General features: G+C 74.0%; 18 protein-coding genes. 8 read left to right on the top strand and 10 right to left on the bottom strand.

Translation table 11 applies throughout. The features are described 5' to 3' along the window. Positions 1 to 17 precede the first annotated feature (17 nt). Positions 18 to 1,301, bottom strand: coding sequence for an MFS transporter (locus QSK52_RS23350; protein WP_285738086.1), 1,284 nt, complete (start codon positions 1,299 to 1,301; stop codon positions 18 to 20). 139 nt (positions 1,302 to 1,440) lie between these two features. Between QSK52_RS23350 and QSK52_RS23345 the strand changes: the two genes are divergently transcribed. After that, entirely contained in the window at positions 1,441 to 2,004 is a 564-nt protein-coding gene (locus tag QSK52_RS23345; RefSeq protein WP_285738085.1) for a MarR family winged helix-turn-helix transcriptional regulator, read from the top strand. Positions 2,005 to 2,127: 123 nt separating this feature from the next. Here the strand turns inward: QSK52_RS23345 and QSK52_RS23340 are convergent, their stop codons facing one another. From QSK52_RS23340 to QSK52_RS23330, 3 genes are all read right to left on the bottom strand, one after another. Further along, the gene (locus QSK52_RS23340) at positions 2,128 to 3,933 is read right to left on the bottom strand and encodes a glycosyl hydrolase family 18 protein (protein ID WP_285738084.1); all 1,806 of its coding nucleotides are present in this window, start codon (positions 3,931 to 3,933) and stop codon (positions 2,128 to 2,130) included. A 266-nt stretch (positions 3,934 to 4,199) separates the two neighbouring features. Next, positions 4,200 to 4,718, bottom strand: coding sequence for a hypothetical protein (locus QSK52_RS23335; RefSeq protein WP_285738083.1), 519 nt, complete (start codon positions 4,716 to 4,718; stop codon positions 4,200 to 4,202). Positions 4,719 to 4,804: 86 nt separating this feature from the next. Further along, positions 4,805 to 5,368 carry a DoxX family protein gene (locus QSK52_RS23330; RefSeq protein ID WP_285738082.1) on the bottom strand — a complete coding sequence of 188 codons (564 nt, stop codon included), beginning with the start codon at positions 5,366 to 5,368 and terminating at the stop codon, positions 4,805 to 4,807. A 114-nt stretch (positions 5,369 to 5,482) separates the two neighbouring features. Here QSK52_RS23330 and QSK52_RS23325 point away from each other — a divergent pair, with 114 nt between their 5' ends. Continuing rightward, positions 5,483 to 5,800, top strand: a complete 318-nt coding sequence (locus tag QSK52_RS23325; RefSeq protein ID WP_285738081.1) for a barstar family protein — start codon at positions 5,483 to 5,485, stop codon at positions 5,798 to 5,800. 17 nt (positions 5,801 to 5,817) lie between these two features. Then, a complete protein-coding gene (locus tag QSK52_RS23320) occupies positions 5,818 to 6,456 on the top strand; it encodes a MarC family protein (protein WP_285738080.1) in 639 nt (212 codons plus the stop codon). 5 nt (positions 6,457 to 6,461) lie between these two features. Here the strand turns inward: QSK52_RS23320 and QSK52_RS23315 are convergent, their stop codons facing one another. Further along, complete coding sequence (locus QSK52_RS23315) at positions 6,462 to 6,893, bottom strand: Lrp/AsnC family transcriptional regulator (protein ID WP_285738079.1); 432 nt, start codon at positions 6,891 to 6,893, stop codon at positions 6,462 to 6,464. A 165-nt stretch (positions 6,894 to 7,058) separates the two neighbouring features. On the opposite strand from QSK52_RS23315, the gene QSK52_RS23310 reads away from it, so the two are divergent. Together QSK52_RS23310 and kynU are read left to right on the top strand one after the other, a co-directional pair. Further along, positions 7,059 to 7,886, top strand: a complete 828-nt coding sequence (locus QSK52_RS23310; protein ID WP_285738078.1) for a tryptophan 2,3-dioxygenase — start codon at positions 7,059 to 7,061, stop codon at positions 7,884 to 7,886. 53 nt (positions 7,887 to 7,939) lie between these two features. After that, positions 7,940 to 9,169: a kynureninase gene (kynU, locus tag QSK52_RS23305; protein WP_285738077.1), complete on the top strand. Its 1,230-nt coding sequence runs from the start codon at positions 7,940 to 7,942 to the stop codon at positions 9,167 to 9,169. 84 nt (positions 9,170 to 9,253) lie between these two features. Here kynU and QSK52_RS23300 read toward each other — a convergent pair whose 3' ends face one another. Continuing rightward, positions 9,254 to 10,741, bottom strand: a complete 1,488-nt coding sequence (locus QSK52_RS23300) for a choice-of-anchor A family protein (protein WP_285738076.1) — start codon at positions 10,739 to 10,741, stop codon at positions 9,254 to 9,256. Between the two features lie 189 nt (positions 10,742 to 10,930). On the opposite strand from QSK52_RS23300, the gene QSK52_RS23295 reads away from it, so the two are divergent. Then, positions 10,931 to 11,599: a 4'-phosphopantetheinyl transferase family protein gene (locus QSK52_RS23295; protein ID WP_285738075.1), complete on the top strand. Its 669-nt coding sequence runs from the start codon at positions 10,931 to 10,933 to the stop codon at positions 11,597 to 11,599. A 263-nt stretch (positions 11,600 to 11,862) separates the two neighbouring features. On the opposite strand, the gene QSK52_RS23290 is transcribed toward QSK52_RS23295, so the two are convergent. Next, the gene (locus QSK52_RS23290) at positions 11,863 to 12,678 is read right to left on the bottom strand and encodes an inositol monophosphatase family protein (protein ID WP_285738074.1); all 816 of its coding nucleotides are present in this window, start codon (positions 12,676 to 12,678) and stop codon (positions 11,863 to 11,865) included. A 95-nt stretch (positions 12,679 to 12,773) separates the two neighbouring features. On the opposite strand from QSK52_RS23290, the gene QSK52_RS23285 reads away from it, so the two are divergent. Further along, positions 12,774 to 13,760 (top strand): Lrp/AsnC family transcriptional regulator, encoded by a 987-nt coding sequence (locus QSK52_RS23285; protein ID WP_285738073.1) that lies wholly within the window; start codon positions 12,774 to 12,776, stop codon positions 13,758 to 13,760. Positions 13,761 to 13,795: 35 nt separating this feature from the next. After that, the gene (locus QSK52_RS23280; RefSeq protein ID WP_285738072.1) at positions 13,796 to 14,032 is read left to right on the top strand and encodes a DUF2277 domain-containing protein; all 237 of its coding nucleotides are present in this window, start codon (positions 13,796 to 13,798) and stop codon (positions 14,030 to 14,032) included. Here QSK52_RS23280 and QSK52_RS23275 read toward each other — a convergent pair. From QSK52_RS23275 to QSK52_RS23265, 3 genes are all read right to left on the bottom strand, one after another. Further along, on the bottom strand, positions 14,001 to 14,486 hold the full coding sequence (locus QSK52_RS23275) for a hypothetical protein (protein WP_285738071.1): 486 nt from the start codon (positions 14,484 to 14,486) through the stop codon (positions 14,001 to 14,003). The genes QSK52_RS23280 and QSK52_RS23275 overlap by 32 nt on opposite strands. Positions 14,487 to 14,664: 178 nt before the next feature. Next, on the bottom strand, positions 14,665 to 15,483 hold the full coding sequence (locus QSK52_RS23270; RefSeq protein WP_285738070.1) for a S1 family peptidase: 819 nt from the start codon (positions 15,481 to 15,483) through the stop codon (positions 14,665 to 14,667). A 122-nt stretch (positions 15,484 to 15,605) separates the two neighbouring features. After that, positions 15,606 to 16,274, bottom strand: a complete 669-nt coding sequence (locus QSK52_RS23265) for a TetR family transcriptional regulator (RefSeq protein ID WP_435053331.1) — start codon at positions 16,272 to 16,274, stop codon at positions 15,606 to 15,608. Positions 16,275 to 16,358 lie beyond the last annotated feature (84 nt).

The raw sequence follows: 16,358 nt of genomic DNA, 5'->3' as shown, positions 1-16,358 counted from the left end.
GGGCCCCCGAACCCGCGCTACGCCGCCGTCTGCAGCTCCCGCGCCGCCCGCGGCTCGCGCTGCGCGACGGCCAGCACCCGGACGTTGTCCTGCGCGGGCGTGAGGTGCTCGCGCAGCCGGACCGCGAGGGCGACGATCAGCAGCGTGCACAGCGCCATCGCGGCGAGGTACAGCGGCCACGTCCCCGAACCGACCAGCAGCACGCCGACCGCGGGGCCGACCGCGACCGCGATCTGCTTCACCAGGGCGTACCCGGCGTTGTAGGTGCCGAGCAGTCGGCTGGGCGCGAGGTCGGCGACGATCGGGCCCATGGTGGGGGCGAGCAGCGACTCGCCGACGCCGAACAGGGCGTAGACGGCGACGATCGCCACCGTCGCGGCCACCGCCTCGGTGCGGATCAGCCCGGCGACCACGGCCATGCCCCAGGCGCCCAGCCAGACCAGCCCGGCGGCGGCCATCGCGGTGGTGCGGCGGCGGCGCTCGGTGATCCGGACGACGAACATCTGCAGCAGCACGATGGTCAGCGCGTTGGCGCCGATGGCCAGGCCCAGGGTGGACGGCGCGGTGCCGACGGTGTCGGTGGCGAACGCCGCGACGCCGGACTCGAACTGCCCGTAGCAGGTGAAGAAGATCAGCCCGGCGAGGGCGCACAGCCGCAGCATCGCCTTGTCGGCGACCATCGCCCGCAGCCCGCCGCCCCTGCCGGTCGCCCCGGCGGGGGCCGGTTCGACGGCCGCCGGGGGCATCTTCGCGGTGCCGGTGACGGCGGCCAGGCCGAGGAAGGTCAGGGCCTCGATGGTGAACAGCCTGGTCAGGCTGGCCGGGTCGGAGGTGTCGACGATCTGGCCGCCGACCAGGGCGCCGATGCCCATGCCGAGGTTGACCAGGGTGAACTGGAGCGCGAAGGCGCGGGAGCGCTCGGTGCGCCCGGTGCAGCGGACGATCATCGTGGCGAGCGCGGGCTGGCAGGTGGTGACGCCGGCGCCGAACAGGAAGGAGGAGAGCAGCAGCCCGGCGGTACCAGCGGCCTGCCCGAAGGCGAACGCGCCGACGGCGGCCATCGCGGTACCGGCCAGCAGCACCGGCCTGGGCCCGTACCGGTCGATGCCGCGGCCGGTGAACGGCAGCACGGCCAGCGCGGCGAGCGCGAACACGGTGAACACCGCGCCCGCGGCCGCGGCGCCGAGGCCCCGCACCTGGTCCACGTACACGAACATGTACGGCAGGGTGAAGCCGCTGCCGAAGGCGCTGAGCGCGTTGCCGATCTGGACGCGGCGCAGTCGGCCGCCCCACTCCTTCACTGCACACCCCTTTTCGTGCGTCGGGCCGGGCGACTCGCCTCGGCCTTTACTCCGTAAGATTTCAGACCTAAAGTCTTACCATCCGAAGCTTAAGTCGTCAAAGGCTTAACGGCTGCACCCTGCGTGGGAGAATGACCGCATGAGCACACGCAGAGCGGAGCCCCCGACCGCCACCGAGCTCGGCATCGCCGAACAGGTGGCCGTCTACCAGCGGGAATTCCCCACCGTGGACCCGCAGGTGGAGACGATCGTCTCCACCCTCTCCCGGCTGGCCCGCCGGATGAACGTGGCGTACGGCCGCCAGCTGGCCACCCTCGGCATCACCTCCGCCGAGTGGGAGGTGCTCAAGGCCCTGGTGTTCGCGGGCGCCCCGTACCGGCTGGGCCCGGGCGAGCTGGCCAAGCGGCTCGGCCTGACCCCGGCCGCGATGACCCACCGGATCGACCGGATGGTCGCCGAGGGCCTGGTCACCCGGGACCGCGACGAGGCCAACCGGGTCCGGGTGATCATCGAGCTGACCGCCGAGGGCCGCGACAAGTGGCTGGAGCTGATGCGGATGGCCGCCGTCTTCGAGGCCGACCTGCTCCAGGACGTGACCGGCGAGGCCCGCCCCGAACTGGCCGCCGCGTTGACCAGGATGCTGCGCCGGATCGAGGAGACCCAGCCGGACGCCCTGGGCCGCACCGACGACCTGACCTGCTGACCGGCCGACCGCACGCACCGCCCGGCCCACCGCCCGGCCCGCCGCCCGGGAAAAGCGGACGAGGGGCGCGAGGAGAGAGATCTCCTCGCGCCCCTCGCGGGGTTCAACTCAGCCGATCAGTGATCAGCAGGCGCCGTTGTCGGTCCAGACGCCCCACTGGCCGCTCAGGCTCGGGTCCTCGTTGGTGGTCCACCACTTGTTGGTGTAGTAGTGGCCCTTCCAGGAGACCTTGGTCGGGGTGGCGTACACGGTGGCGGCGTTCCAGCTCGGGGCACCGGAGCAGGTGCCGGTCGAGGCGGAGGCCGAGGCCGACGGGGAGGCCGACGCGGAGGTCGAGGCGGAGGCGGAGGCCGACGCGGACGGGCTGGCCGACTGCGAGGCGGAGGCCGAGGCCGACGGGGAGGCCGACTGGGTCGGGGCGGCCGGGCAGGACGCGGCGGAGCCGTTGGTGGCGGTCACCGTCTTGTCGAACAGCGCGGTCTGGGTGCCCAGGTCGTACATCGAGAACATGAACGAGCCGCCGAGGCCGTTGCAGTGCGCGTAGTCGAGCTTGGCCTGGATGGACTGCGCGTTCTCGCCGGACCAGAAGGTGGTGCCGTCGTAGAAGTAGGCGGCCTTGGCGGCGTCGTCCCAGTAGGTGTAGCTGGGGTTGTCGACGAAGCCGTTCAGCTCCTTGTACATCTTGATGCCGGCGACGCCGCCGGAGTAGGTGCCGCCCGGGGCCGGGGCGGACGCCTTCTGGAACAGGCCGTGGGTGGTGCCGGCCGAGACGCCGGTCCAACCGCGGTAGTAGAACGGGATGCCGACGTTGATCTTCTTCGCCGGGAAGCCGCCGGGGATGCCGTACTGCGGGTCACCCACGGTGTACGCCTTGACCGCCGCGTCCACCGAGTACTTGCCGTTGCCGCCCGGGACGGGGTTCATCGGGTCGTTCGGGTTGGTGTAGATCGGGGCCTGGTGGTTGGTCGGGCCCTGGGCCTCCCAACCGCCGTGCATGTCGTACGTCATGATGTCCAGGAAGGTCAGGTACTGACCGATCTTGTCCGTCTCGACGTTCTTGATCTTGTCCTGGCCGGCGCCGACGGCGGCGGCGAGGCCGTAGGTGCGGCCGTCCACCTTGGTCTGGGCGTCCAGCTGGCTGCGGAACTCGGCGAGCAGCGCGGTGAAGTTCTGCTTGTCGTTGGGCGAGGCGTGGTTGCCGGTGTGGCCGCCGCCGCCCGGGTACTCCCAGTCCAGGTCGAAGCCGTCGAAGATGCCGGCCGCGGTGCCCGGGCCGCCGTAGCCGCCCTCGACGGGCAGGTTGCCCTTGATGAACATGTCGACGCAGGAGGAGACGAACTTCTTGCGCGCGGCGTCGCTGGCCGACACGTCGGAGAAGTACTTCGAGTAGGTCCAGCCGCCGATCGACATCAGGACCTTGAGGTTCGGGTTCTTCGCCTTCAGCTTCTTCAGCTGGTTGAAGTTGCCGACGATCGGCTGGTTCCAGGTGTCGCCCACGCCGTCGACCGAGATGTCGGCGCCGAAGCTCTTCTGGTAGTCGGCGAAGGAGTCGCCCGCGCCGTCACCGGCGTTGGGGTCGTCCTCGTTCTGCGACGCGGCCTTGTTGGCCTCGAAACAGGTGCCGTTGGTCGGGTGGATGTTCGCGAAGTCGTAGATGATGTAGTCGAGCTTCCCGGCGGCGCCCGTGTCCTGCATCGTCTTGAGGTAGTACGCGTTCGAGTAGATCGACCACTGGTCGAAGTACGCGACCTTGATGCCGCCGCTGGTGGCCGGGGCGCCGGTCGAGTTGGTGGGGGCCGCCTGGGCGGTGCCGCCGGTCAGCGCCAGGGTGCCGCCGAGCAGCAGGGAGGCCGCGGTGCCGGCCGCGAGGGCGGCCCAGCTCTTCGGCCGCCGCCGCGAAGGCGACGGGGAGGAAACGGAACGAAGCATGGCTGCGTGACTCCTGGTTGTGGGGGTCCTGTCAAGACCGGGCACGAACCGTGCGAGGTGGGGTCACACGGCCTGGGCATGACAGGGGAATCGAGCTTTGGCCTGCACAAACACCAGGTGCGGGTAAGCCGAACCGGCGCCGGTGGTGTAGACCACCGGCGCCGGCCCAGGGGCTCCCTGCACCTGCCAAGTAAAATGGACTAGACCAACTCGGCCGTCAAGAGCGGGATCTGACGCTTACGCCACGCTTAAGGTTCGGTGTCCGGTCAGTACCGCAGCGCGTTGGCCACCACGGGAGTCACGCTCCCCTCCAGCGAGCGGTTGCTCTCCGCCGTGGCCTGCGCGGACGCCCCCGCCGCCACCTCCGGCACGTTCACCACCACCGCGTCGAGCAGGTTCCCCGACGCGTCGTCGAAGTTGACCTGAATCGTGTACTTGCCGGACTGCGAACCGTGGTTGGTGACCGTCAGCGGCACCGACAGCTTCCCGTCCGAGCCGGTGGTGGCCTTGCCGAGCTCCACGTCGTCCTTCGCGTCCAGCCCGCCCTTCACGCTCGCCAGCGCCGAGGAGGCGGCGGCCTGCGCCGAGGCGCCCAACGAGGCGGCGGCCGAGCCGATCGCCGCCGTGGCCGAGGAGGCCGCCGAGGCCACCGCCGACTTCGCGCCCTCCAGCGCCGAGGACGCCGCCGGGGACGGCGAACCGTCCGAGGAGCAGCCCGCCAGGGCCGCGCCGCCCAGCAGGACGGCGGCCGTCCAGCCCGCGGCCGCCCGCATCGATCGCTTCATCAGTGGTGATCCCTTCGCTCGTGAACGTCCGTGGGTGCTCGTGGGAGCGGTGTGCAGCCGGGCGGGACGGGTGGCCACGGGCGGGCTCAGGAGAGCCCGGTGCCGTCCTCCCGGGCCGCCTCGTCCGCGGCCCGCGCCTCCCGTCGGCGCACCTCGTCCTGGCGGCGCGCCACCACCGCGGCGGCGCCCACCGCGCTCGCCGCGAAGGCCAGCGCGCCCAGCCACGGGCGGGCCAGCCGGTGCCCCAGCGCGGCGTCCAGCGAGTAGCGGCCCGCCCCGGCCACGCCCAGGGCCAGGCCGCAGGTGCCCAGCAGGGCCGGGTACTCGTAGCCGCCGCCGTGCGCGAAGAAGCCCGCGGGGGCGTGCACCGCGATCGCGCCCGCCATCGTCCCGGCGACGACCGCGCCGGCCGCGGGGGTGGCCAGGCCGACCGCGAGCAGCGCGCCGCCGCCCGCCTCGCCCAGGCCGGCCGCCCGCGCGCTGCGCTCGCCCGGCAGGAAGCCCATGTGCTCCATGGCCTGCGCGGTGCCCTCCGGTCCGGCGCCGCCGAACCAGCCGAACAGCTTCTGCGTCCCGTGCGCGAACAGGACACCGCCGACGGCCGCGCGCAGTGCCAGCAGACCGAGATCCTTGCGGTGCAGACTGGTCATGGTGTTGCCCCTGGTGTGGAAGAGAAGACTTAGGGCCCATCCCAGCGTGCGCACCGGCCCCGCTCGACCCGGCGAAGCCATCCGGGCGACGCGCGCAAGCAGACAGGAGGACCGATGCCCACCGCACCGAAGCCGCCCGAGTACGTCCTGCACGGCGAGCGGGTCGCCGACGAGCCCTCGTTCTGGGCGGAGCTCGGCCGCGCCGTGCAGGCCCCCGACGGCTACTACGGCCGCAACCTGGACGCCCTGGCCGACTGCCTGCGCGGCGGCTTCGGGCCCGAGCCGCCGTTCGTGCTGGTCTGGCAGCGGGCGATGGTCTCGGCGCAGGCCCTGACCCGCCGGGTGACCGGCCCGGACGAGGAGGAGCGCTCCTACTTCGACGCGCTGCTCGACGTGCTGCGTCAGGGTGGCGTCACCGTCCGGCTGCGCTGACGGCCCATCATGGGCGCATGTCGGCGATCAACCTGAGCACCGTCTTCGTCACCTTCTTCGCCGTGGTCGGCCCGCCCAAGGTGCTGCTCGCCTTCGCGCAGCTCAGCCAGAGCCGCACCCCGGCCGAGCTGCGCAGGCTCACCCTGGTGTCCTCGCTGGTCGCGGCCGTGGTCGGCCTGGTGCTGGCCTACAGCGCGGACTTCATGGCCGCGCTGTTCCACATCTCCGACCAGTCGCTGCAGATCGCCGGCGGGGTGATCTTCTTCATCTACGCGGTGGCCCTGGTCCTGGGCGTCCACCTCGGCGGCGCCAAGGAGGACGCCCACCTCGCCAACCCGCTGGCCGACGGCATCCGCGAACTGCTGCTGCCGTACGTGGCCAGCCCGCTGGCGATCACCGCGCTGCTGGTCGAGTCGCTGACCAGGGACACCCTGGGCTGGCACTCCACCGTCGCCGCCATGTACGTGGCGGTGATCGCGGTGGACTGCCTGTGCGTCCTGCTGCTGGCCCCGCTGCTGCGGGCCAGCCGGCGCACCTCGCTGGAGGTGCTGTCCCGGCTGCTCGGGCTGCTGCTGGCGGCGGTCGGCGTGGAGATGGTGCTGTACGGGCTGGAGAGCCTGGGCGTGCACCTGGCCGAGCCGAAGAACGGCCACTGACGCGCTCAGGGGCTGAGCGGCCGCCAGGGCACCGGGCTGGAGAGGATCATCGAGCTGGTCGGCTGCCCGTAGCCGCCGAGCCGGTCGGTCAGCCGCTCGAACGAGGGCATGTCCGGCACCCCGACCAGCAGCACGCAGCACGCCCCGCCGGTGACCCGGTGCAGTTGGAACACCTCCGGCCAGTCGGCCACCTCCGGGTCGCGCAGCAGGCAGCGCACCCCGTAGCACTCCACCGTGACCAGCGCCATCACCGCCGCCCCGGCCTTCGCCGGGGCCAGGTGGGCGTGGTAGCCGGTGATCACGCCGTCCGCCTCCAGGCGGCGCACCCGCTCGGCGACGGCGGGCGGGGAGAGGTTCACCCGGCGCGACAGCTCGTTGTACGACAGCCGCGCGTCGGCCTGCAGTTCGGCCAGCAGCAGGCGGTCCACCGCGTCCACGGCAGCTCCTTTGCGTTCGTCAGGCGATCGGGCCCCAGCGCCTTGCGATCGGCAGGCCGGTGCCCCCATCCGGGCTACGACGCCCATTCAAGAGCAGGCCGCCGGGACGCACAATGGTGTCCGCCCGCCGCACCCCGGGCGGGCGGACCAGAGGAGGTACCGGCCATGACCGGCCAGACCCACCGCCCCCACCTGCGGTTCGACCCCGAGCAGGGCCCCGGCGCGGCCACCCCCTACGCCCGGTACGTGCACCTGGCCGAACTGCACGCGCTGCAGCAGCCGCGCAGCACCGAACCCGCCGAGTACTCGTTCATCGTCACCACCCAGGTGATGGAGCTGCTGTTCGACCTGCTGCACCACGACTGGACCGCCGCCCGCACCGCCCTGCGCGCCGACGACCTGGACGCCGCCCTGGCCGCGCTGCGCCGCGGGCAGCACACCCAGGACGTGCTGATCGGCTCCTGGGACCTGCTGGCCACCATGACGCCCGCCGAGTTCGGCGCCTTCCGCCCGGCCCTCGGCGAGGCGTCCGGCTTCCAGTCCTCGGCCTTCCTGCGGCTGGAGTTCCTGCTCGGCAACCGCAGCGAGGGCCTGCTGGAGATGTACCGGGACTCCCCCGCCGAGTACGACGAGCTGTTCGCCGCCCTGCGCACCCCCGGCCTGTACGACGAGGCGCTGGGGGTGCTGGCCCGGCGCGGCCTGGCGATACCCGCGAAGCCGGTCACCGCCCGGCACCGCCACGACGAGGCGGTCGAGGCCGCCTGGCGGGCCGTCTACACCGACCCGGGGCTGGCCGACCTGGTCCGGCTCGGCGAGGCCCTGCTGGACATCGCCGAGCGGGTCACCCGCTGGCGCCAGCGCCACTACTCCGCCGTCAAGCGCACCATGGGCGGCAAGCCGGGCACCGGCGGCTCCAGCGGCCTCAGCTGGCTCAAGCAGTCCGCCGACCAGGACGTCTTCCCCGAACTGTGGGCCGTCCGCAACGACCTGTGAAGCCCGGCCCCGGCCCCGCGCCGCACCGGCCTCCGACCCCCGGGAGCAATGCCGTGACCCCCACCCGCGAGCAGTGCGCGGCCCGCGACGCCGCCGACCCGCTGCACGCCCTGCGCGCCGAGTTCGACCTCCCCGCCGGGGTGCTCTACCTCGACGGCAACTCGCTCGGCGCGCTGCCCCGCCGCACCCCCGGCCACCTGGCGAGGGTGCTGGCCGAGGAGTGGGGCACCGGGCTGATCCGCTCCTGGAACGAGGCCGGCTGGTTCCACCAGCCCGGGCGGCTCGGCGACCGGCTCGGCACCCACCTGCTCGGCGCCGCGCCCGGGCAGGTGGTGGTCTGCGACTCCACCTCGGTCAACCTGTTCAAGGTGCTCGGCGCGGCCCTGCGGCTGCGCCCCGGCCGCCCGGCGCTGCTCGCCGAACGGCACGCCTTCCCCACCGACCTGTACATCGCCGACGGCCTGAGCTCCCTGCACCCCGGCGCCCGGCCGGTGCTGCTGGACTCCGCCGCCCGGCTGGACGCCGTCCTGGACTCCGAGGCCGCCGTGGTGCTGCTCTCGCACGTCGACTACCGCACCGGCGAACTGCTGGACATGGCGGCCGTCACCGAGCGGATCCACGCCGCCGGGGCGCTCGCCGTCTGGGACCTGTGCCACACCGCGGGCGCGCTGCCGATCCACCTGGACGCGGCGGGCGTCGACTTCGCCGTCGGCTGCGGCTACAAGTACCTCAACGGCGGGCCGGGCGCGCCCGCCTTCCTGTACGCCGCGGCCCGCCACCAGGCGGACGCCCGGCAGCCGCTGACCGGATGGTTCGGGCACGCCCGACAATTCGACTTCGAGCCCGGCTACCGGCCCGCCGAGGGCGTCACCCGGTTCCTGACCGGCACCCCGCCGATCCTCGGACTGGCCGCGCTGGAGGCCGCACTGGAGGTCTGGGAGCTGGCCGACCCGGCCGCCGTCCGCGCCAAGAGCCTCGAACTGTCGGACCTCTTCCTGGAGTTGACCGCCGACCTGGACGTCGAACCGGTCACCCCGCGGGAGCACGCCCGGCGCGGCAGCCAGGTCGCGCTGCGGCACCCGGACGGCTACGCGGTGGTCCAGGCGCTGATCGCCCGCGGCGTGATCGGCGACTTCCGCGCCCCCGACCTGATGCGCTTCGGCTTCACCCCGCTCTACCTCTCCCGCACCGACGTGCACGACGCCGCGACCGCCCTGCGCGAGGTGCTGGCCAGCGGCGAGTGGCGCGCGGAGCGCTTCGCCCGCCGCGGCGAGGTCACCTGACGCCCCGGAACACCCTGCGCCGCAGCAGGACGCAGCAGGACGGCCGGGGCCCCGCGGGGCTCCGGCCGTCCTGGGTCCTGGCTGCTAGCTGTGGCGTCCGCGGGCGCGGCGGGCCAGCGCGATCACGCCGCCGCCCAGGCCCAGCAGCACCGCGGCGGCCCCGGCCGCCGGGGCGACCAGGTCACCGCCGCCGGTGTTCGGCAGCGGCGGGCCCGCCGGGGTGGAGGAGGAGCCGGTCGGCACGGGCGTGCTCCCGCTCGGCGAGGGCGACGGGGCGGGGCCGGTGCTCCCGCTCGGCGACGGGGACGGCGACGGGCTGGGGCTCGGGCTCTCGCTCCGGGACGGGGAGGGGCTCGGGGAGGGGCTGGTCGACTCGCTCGGCGAGGGCGACGGGCTCGGGGAGGGGCTGGTCGACTCGCTCGGCGAGGGCGACGGGCTCGGCGACGGGCTGGTCGACTCGCTCGGCGACGGGGAGGGCGTCGGGCTCTCGCTGCAGTCCGGCAGGTCGCCGTTGAACGGGTAGTTGTGGATCTCGGTGCCCGCGCTGCCCTGCTGCTGCAGGTTGCCCGCCAGGTAGACGCGGCCGTTGGTGCCCGGGTTGGACAGGATCGTCGTGCTGTCCGGGTTGCCGGTCATGATCGAGCCCTGCCACTGGGCGGTGCCGATCACCGACACGTTCGTCGCGGTCGGGAAGTTCCACATCAGGTTCGGCCGCAGCACCGTCAGCGGGTCGTCGACCGCGCCGCTGCCGCTGCTGGTGTTGACCGTGACGTTGCTGCCCGTCATGTTGACGATCACCGTGGCGCCGGCCGGGACGTTGGCGAACGAGAGCAGCCGGATGCCGCCGTCGGTGCCGATGTTCCGGTCGTAGGTGAAGACCTGCCGGGCGCTGGTGCCGTCGCCGGTGAAGGTGACGGTGGTGCCGTCGTCCACCACCGTGCCGGTGGCGGTCTGCCGGGCCATGCAGGCCGAGTCGTTCTCGATGACCGTCCGCAGCGGCTTGAACTGGTCGATCCGGGTCGGGTCCTGGATCGCCTGGCCGTCCGGGGTGATGTCGTAGGCGCCGGTCAGCGTGGTGCCGTACACCAGGTTGCCCCACAGGGCCTTCGGCGGGTTGACGAAGAAGTCGGTGCCGCCGATGAACAGCCGGCTGGGGTTCTCCTGCGAGTTGTCCATGGCGACCGAGCCGCCGACCGTGACGTGGTCCGAGCCGTTCGGCGGGGTGACCATCGAACCGACGCCCACCACGCCCATGTTGAACGCGCCGCCGCTGGCCTTGTTGATGTCGAGGTTGCCGAGGACCGCGATCTTGCCCTCGGCCTCGGCCGCGTTCTGCCGCACCAGGTAGTTGCCGCCGACGAAGACGTTGAGCGAGGCGTCCGCGCCGTTGAACGGGCCGGTGTGCGGCGGGTCCCACTGGCTGGGGCAGTTCGGACCGGAGCAGGGGCCCAGGGGCGGTGCCATCTGGGCGGCGTCGCCGGCCGTGACCAGGGTGATCAGCGGGGCGGCGGCGAGTGCCGCCACCACCGCGAGGCGGAGCAGTGGGTTCTTGCCACGGACGCCGTGTCGCACGGACACCCCTCTCGTTGACGGTGGGTCAGCAGGCAGCAGACCCGGCCAGCAAAGAGGAAGCGCCCGCGCCGTCCCGCAGGGTGGGACGCCGACGCGCTAGAAAATCATTCGAACGGACTATTACGGGCTACTTTGGTCCGACAGCCGTGAGCCCGCCCGTCACCGGGCCCGCCCGGAAGAGGGAGAACCGTGCCGAACCCCCCGTTCGCCGTGCTCGCCACCACCGCCGAGGTGCTCGCCCGGCCGGACGCCGACGAGCGGCTGCTCACCGCGTTCGAACGCGAGCGGCTGCAGCGCTTCCGCCGCCCGGCCGACCGCGAGGACTACCTGGCCGCGCACCTGCTGGTCCGGTACTGCGCGGCCGCGCAGCTGGGCACCGAGCCCGCCGCGCTCGCCTTCGGCCAGCAGTGCCCCGGCTGCGGCGGCGCCGGGCACGGCCGCCCCCACCTCACCGACCGGCCCGGCACCCACCTCAGCCTCTCCCACACCAGCGGCGTCATCGCCGCCGCGGCCGCCCCCGTGCCGGTCGGCGTCGACGTCGAGCACCTCGGCCCGCGCAGCACCGACCCGGCCGCCCTCGGCCACGTCCTCACCCCCGCCGAGGCCGCCCTCGTCCAGGGCCACCCCGATCCGACCGCCGCCTTCCTGCGCCTGTGGGTCCGCAAGGAGGCGATGATCAAGCTCGGCCGGGCCACCCTCGACACCCTCGCCTCGCTCGACCTCTCCCACCTCCCCCTCGACCCGCTCGCCGACCACCGCGACGGCGAGCTGCACTACCTCGAACTCACCACGCCCGGCGCCGTGTTCACCGCGGCCGCCGAGCTGCCCGTCCGGCTCGTGCAGCTCGCCGAGCTGTAGCGGCGGGGCCGCTCAGCGGTGGCGCTCCGGGCCGGCGGCTCCGGCACGTCCTTGGCGGAGCGGCCGTGACGTACACGGCGGCGCCGCGTTGGACGGCGATGCCGCGGCCGCCCGCCCCGGGTGCCGCCCGCGGACCGGGGCGGCCTCGTCGGCGGGCGAGGGGCGTGGTGCGTCACGGGCGGACCTCCCGGGGCGCGGGAGGGGGCGTCCCCACGCTCGCCGACGCCGTGGACGGCGCCCGCCGCGGCGGGCGGCGGCGGCCGTCACACCTGCCGCAGCACCGCCACGAGTTCGGCGTGCACGCCGGGGGCGGCGGCCAGGAAGGAGGCCGCGGCGGGCGTCCACGGGGCGCCCTGCGCGTCGCTGACCGTGGCCCCGGCCTCGGCGGCGAGCAGCGCGCCGGGCAGCAGGTTGGCCGGGTCGGCGCCGTACTGCCAGAACGCGGTGAGGTGGCCGGAGCCGACCTGGGCGACCTGCAGCGCGGTCGGGCCGAGGTTGCGGACGGCCGCCGCGTGCGGCAGGACGGCGGCCAGCGCGGCCCCGGCAGCGCGGCGCGCGGCCGGGTCGCGGGCGACCTGCGGGGGGTGCGAGGCGGCGACCACCGCGGTGGCCAGGACGCGCGGACGGGGCGCGCAGCGGCGGCCGTTCAGCCGGGCGCCGCCGCCGAGCAGCGCGGTGTGGGTGGCGCCGAGCAGCGGGGCGTGCACCACGGCGAGGACGGGGGCGCCGTCGCGCAGCAGGGTCGCGGTGACCGCCCAGTGCGGCAGCGCGCTCAGGTACTGGACGGCGCCGTCGGTGGCGTCGCACAGCCACCACTCGCCCTCCCCGGGCACCTCGCGGGCCCACTCGTCGTCCAGCCAGCCGGCCCGCGGGCGCAGCGCGGTGAGGCGTTCGCGCAGCATCCGGGCGGCGGGCCGGTCGACGGCGTCGAACGCGGCACGCGCCTCGGCGGGGGTGGCGGCGGCCAGCGGCTCGGTGCCCTGCCGCTCGGCCAGGTGGCGGCCGACGTCGCGCACCGCCCGTTCGACGGCGTCCAGCAGTTCGGCGTCCAGCAGTTCGGCGTTCGGCAGTTCCTGCACGGGGGGTCCTCCTTCGTTCCGGTGGTGGTCCAGGAGTACCGTCGGGGCGGCGCTCCGGGACGTCCCGGGGCCTGGAGCGACGGAGATCGGACACCATGGACACCGAGGCGACGGATCCCGCCACCGTGCTGGACGCGCTGGACCGGCAGCTGGTGCACGCCCTGCAGGTGGACGGGCGGGCCGAGCCGGGGCGGATCGCCGGGGTGCTGGGGGTCTCCGCGCGGACGGTGACCCGGCGGCTGGGGCGGCTGCTGGGGACGGGCGCCGTCACGGTGGTGCGGATGCCGGACGCCCGGGCGGCCGCGCTCGGCGCGCTGCTGCTGCGGGTGCGGGTGCTGCGCGGGCGGGTCGACGCGATCGCGCTGGCGCTGGCCGCGCAGGAGGCGGTGCCGTTCGTCGACGTGATGCTCGGCGGGCAGGAGGTGTCGGCGGTGGTGCTGGCCGACGCGACCGCCCGCGACCGGCTGCTGCACGGGCGGCTCCCGGCCACCGACGCGGTGCTGGAGTCCACCGCGCACGCCGTGCTGCACCTGTTCGCGGACGCCTCCGCCTGGCGCTGCGGCGCGCTGACGGCCGATCAGGAGGCCGCGCTGGCCCCGCCGCCGCCCGCCGGGTCCGGGGCGCCGCCCGCCCTGGACGCGCTCGACCACCGGCTGCTGGACGCGCTGGGCGTCGACGCCCGCCGCTCGCACGCCGCGCTGGCCGCCGCGCTGGCGGTGCCCGAGTCGACCGTCCGCCGCCGCCTGCTCCGGCTCGACGCGGGCGGGCTGCTGCGCACCCACGTCAGCGTGGACCCGCGGCTGCTCGGCGTCACCGTGGACGCCAACCTGTGGCTGGACGTCGAACCCGGGCGCCTGGCCGCGACCGGCGAGGCGCTGGCCCGGCACCCGCAGGTGCACGGGGTGCTGGCCACCAGCGGGCCGAGCAACCTGATGGCCGCCGTGTTCTGCCCCGACCACGCGGCGCTGTACCGGTTCCAGACCGAGGTGCTGGGCCCGCTCGGGGTGCGGCGGGTGGAGACCGCGATCGTGGCCCGCGCGGTCAAGCGGGCCGGGGCCCGGCTGCGCCAACTGCCCGGCTGAGCGCCGCTGTCAGCGGGGCGCGGCAGACTGGAGGCATGTGCCGAAGCATCAAGACGCTCCGCCCGCCGATGACGCCCGACGCCACCCCCGAGGACGTGCACGCGGCGGCGCTCCAGTACGTCCGCAAGATCTCCGGGTTCCGGGTGCCCGCGGCGCACAACCGCGAGGCGTTCGACGCGGCGGTGGCCGCCGTCGCGGCCGCCACCGCCCAGTTGCTCGCCTCGATCGAGGTCCGCGGGGTCACGCCCCGTTCGTCGACCCCGGCCGGATGACCATCAGCACCAGGACGACCGCCCACAGCAGGTTGAACACGCCCGCCGTCATCGGCAGCGTCCTCAACTTCCCGGTGGCGCGGGCCGTTTCGGCGTCCCGGTCCTCGGTGGCGTCCAGCGCGTCGACGGTCGCCTGCTGACCGGGCAGCACGACCAGCAGCAGCACGCCCGCCGCGAGGGCCGTCAGCACGATCGAGGTGATCAGCCAGGCGTTGCCCAGCACGCCCATCGCCTGCGCGGTGCCGATGCCCAGCACCGGGACGCCCAGGCCGATCAGCGCGTACACGTTGCTGATCCGGTGCAGCAGCCGCACCGACGCCTGCGCGCCCGCCTGTTCCGGCCCCGCCGCGAGCGCGGCCCTCGCCTTGCGCGGGAACATGCTCACCGCCACCGCGACCGGACCGATGCACAGCGCGACGACCAGCAGGTGCAGACTCAGCAGGAACTTGGCCATCGCCGGCGCGACCCTTCCACCACAACGGAACCTCGACGGCCGCCACGCTAGCAGCGCTTATCCCGGCGCCCGACGGCGCGAGCCCGCCGTGCCCGCCGCTCGCCCGGGGCCGCGCCCGGGCGAGCGGCGCCGACCTGCAGCCGGCCGACCGCCCGGACGCGGCGCCCCCGGGCGGGCGCTACGGGCGGGGCAGCACGCAGCCCGTCCGGGTCAGGTCGAGGACGTTGCCCGGGGCGAAGCAGTTGGGGATGGTGTAGGTCTCCTGGGCGTAGCCGATGCCGGGGTGGATCGTGACGGTGCCGTTCTGGTCGACCTCGCAGGGGTTGTTCAGCGTGCAGGTCTGGCCGTCCTCGTTCAGCGTGTTGTTCACCGCGACGACCTGGCCGCTGGTGGCGTCGACCACCGGGGAGCCGGAGGTGCCGCCGATGATGTCGCAGCCGGAGGTGTAGCGGAGCGAGTCCTTGAAGGTCCAGCCGCCCTCCTTGAGCCGGTAGGCGAAGCCGTCGACGCTGCAGGAGTAGATCTTCTTCCAGTAGCCGGAGACCACCTTGATCGAGCTGCCGGCCACCGGGTGGGTGGTGGACATGGTCAGCGGGGATATCCCGTAGCGGCTCTTGATCGTCGCGTAGCTGGTGCTCAGCCGGTAGAGGGTGACGTCGGTGTCGGTCATCGTCGAGTACAGGACCCGGTTGGCGCGCACCGTGCCGAGGTTGCCGCCGGTGGAGCTGAGCAGGGTGAAGCTGCGGGTGGAGGCCTGGTTGGTGATCACCTGCCCGGCGGCGGGCATGCCGCTCTCCAGGCAGTGGCCGTTGGTGAGGATCAGCCCGGGGTCGCTGTCGACGGAGGTGGGCATCCGGACGAGGGAGCCGGAGCAGTTGCTGAGCGCGACCGTCCCGGCGAAGTTGACCGTGGCGGCGGACGCGGGGGCGGCGGTGACCAGGGCGGTGGCCCCGGCGAGGGTGAGCGCGCAGAGCGCGCCGGTGAGCGGCTTCTTCATGAGGGTGCCTCTCGGGGGTGTGGGGGTACCACTGGGGGTTCCACTGGGGTTCCCCTAAGTTGGCGCGCCCATGACACCGTGTCAAGGGTGCGGCCCCGGAGCCCGTCCCTCCCGACGGAGCGTCAACTCGCCTGCCAGTGGCGGCTGCCCAGGTTGATCAGCCGCAGCTGGGTCCGCACCGTGCGCGCGATCGCCGCCCGCTCCTCCGCGTCCGCCTCGACCAGCGCCAGCGCAGTGGAGACCATCCGGTCCACGTACAGCTCCGCCAGCATCCGGCGGTCGGCCGCCGACCAGGCGGCGGTGTCCGGCTGGACGGCCAGCAGATCCGCCAACTCCTCGGCGAACCGCGCCAGTTCGGCGGCAACGGCGTCCCGGACGGACTTCACCCCGCCGTGCCGCTCGCGGGCCAGGAAACGGAGGTACGCGGGGTGCTCCGCCACGTGCGCGGCGATCACCTCGACCGAGCGGTCGATCAGCAGCTCGGGCTCGCCGCTGCCCGCGAACACCGCCCGGACCATCACGTGCAGGTTCGCCAGCGACTCCTCGACCAGCACCACGCCCAGCTCCGCGAGGTCCGCGAAGTGCCGGTAGAACCCGGCGGGCGACAGCCCCGCGGCCCGGGTCACCTCGCGCACCCCCAGGCCGCTCAGGTTCTGCTGCTCCAGCAGCCCGAGGGCGGCGTCCAGCAGGGCGCGGCGACTGGCCTGCTTCTGCGCCTGCCGGACACCGGCGGCGGGAGCAGGGGCGGGGGCGGGGTCAGGGGCGGGGGCGGGGTCAGGGCGGCTCGTCACGGGGTTCAGTAAACAGTCGTTTGCCGAATCTGGCCAGCCCCACTAGAGTACTGACCGGCATTCAGCGAACACTCGTTCACCGAA

Origin of the sequence: Kitasatospora phosalacinea (assembly GCF_030268885.1) — a bacterium.
Classification (GTDB): domain Bacteria; phylum Actinomycetota; class Actinomycetes; order Streptomycetales; family Streptomycetaceae; genus Kitasatospora; species Kitasatospora phosalacinea_C.
This window is presented reverse-complemented; position numbering and strand designations above follow the sequence as displayed.

Coding starts and splice junctions, on each gene's coding strand:
- QSK52_RS23345 (WP_285738085.1), top strand. CDS start 1,441: ATGAGCACACGCAGAGCGGAGCCCCCGACCGCCACCGAGCTCGGCATC.
- QSK52_RS23340 (WP_285738084.1), bottom strand. CDS start 3,933: ATGCTTCGTTCCGTTTCCTCCCCGTCGCCTTCGCGGCGGCGGCCGAAG.
- QSK52_RS23335 (WP_285738083.1), bottom strand. CDS start 4,718: ATGAAGCGATCGATGCGGGCGGCCGCGGGCTGGACGGCCGCCGTCCTG.
- QSK52_RS23330 (WP_285738082.1), bottom strand. CDS start 5,368: ATGACCAGTCTGCACCGCAAGGATCTCGGTCTGCTGGCACTGCGCGCG.
- QSK52_RS23325 (WP_285738081.1), top strand. CDS start 5,483: ATGCCCACCGCACCGAAGCCGCCCGAGTACGTCCTGCACGGCGAGCGG.
- QSK52_RS23320 (WP_285738080.1), top strand. CDS start 5,818: ATGTCGGCGATCAACCTGAGCACCGTCTTCGTCACCTTCTTCGCCGTG.
- QSK52_RS23310 (WP_285738078.1), top strand. CDS start 7,059: ATGACCGGCCAGACCCACCGCCCCCACCTGCGGTTCGACCCCGAGCAG.
- QSK52_RS23285 (WP_285738073.1), top strand. CDS start 12,774: ATGGACACCGAGGCGACGGATCCCGCCACCGTGCTGGACGCGCTGGAC.
- QSK52_RS23280 (WP_285738072.1), top strand. CDS start 13,796: ATGTGCCGAAGCATCAAGACGCTCCGCCCGCCGATGACGCCCGACGCC.
- QSK52_RS23275 (WP_285738071.1), bottom strand. CDS start 14,486: ATGGCCAAGTTCCTGCTGAGTCTGCACCTGCTGGTCGTCGCGCTGTGC.
- QSK52_RS23270 (WP_285738070.1), bottom strand. CDS start 15,483: ATGAAGAAGCCGCTCACCGGCGCGCTCTGCGCGCTCACCCTCGCCGGG.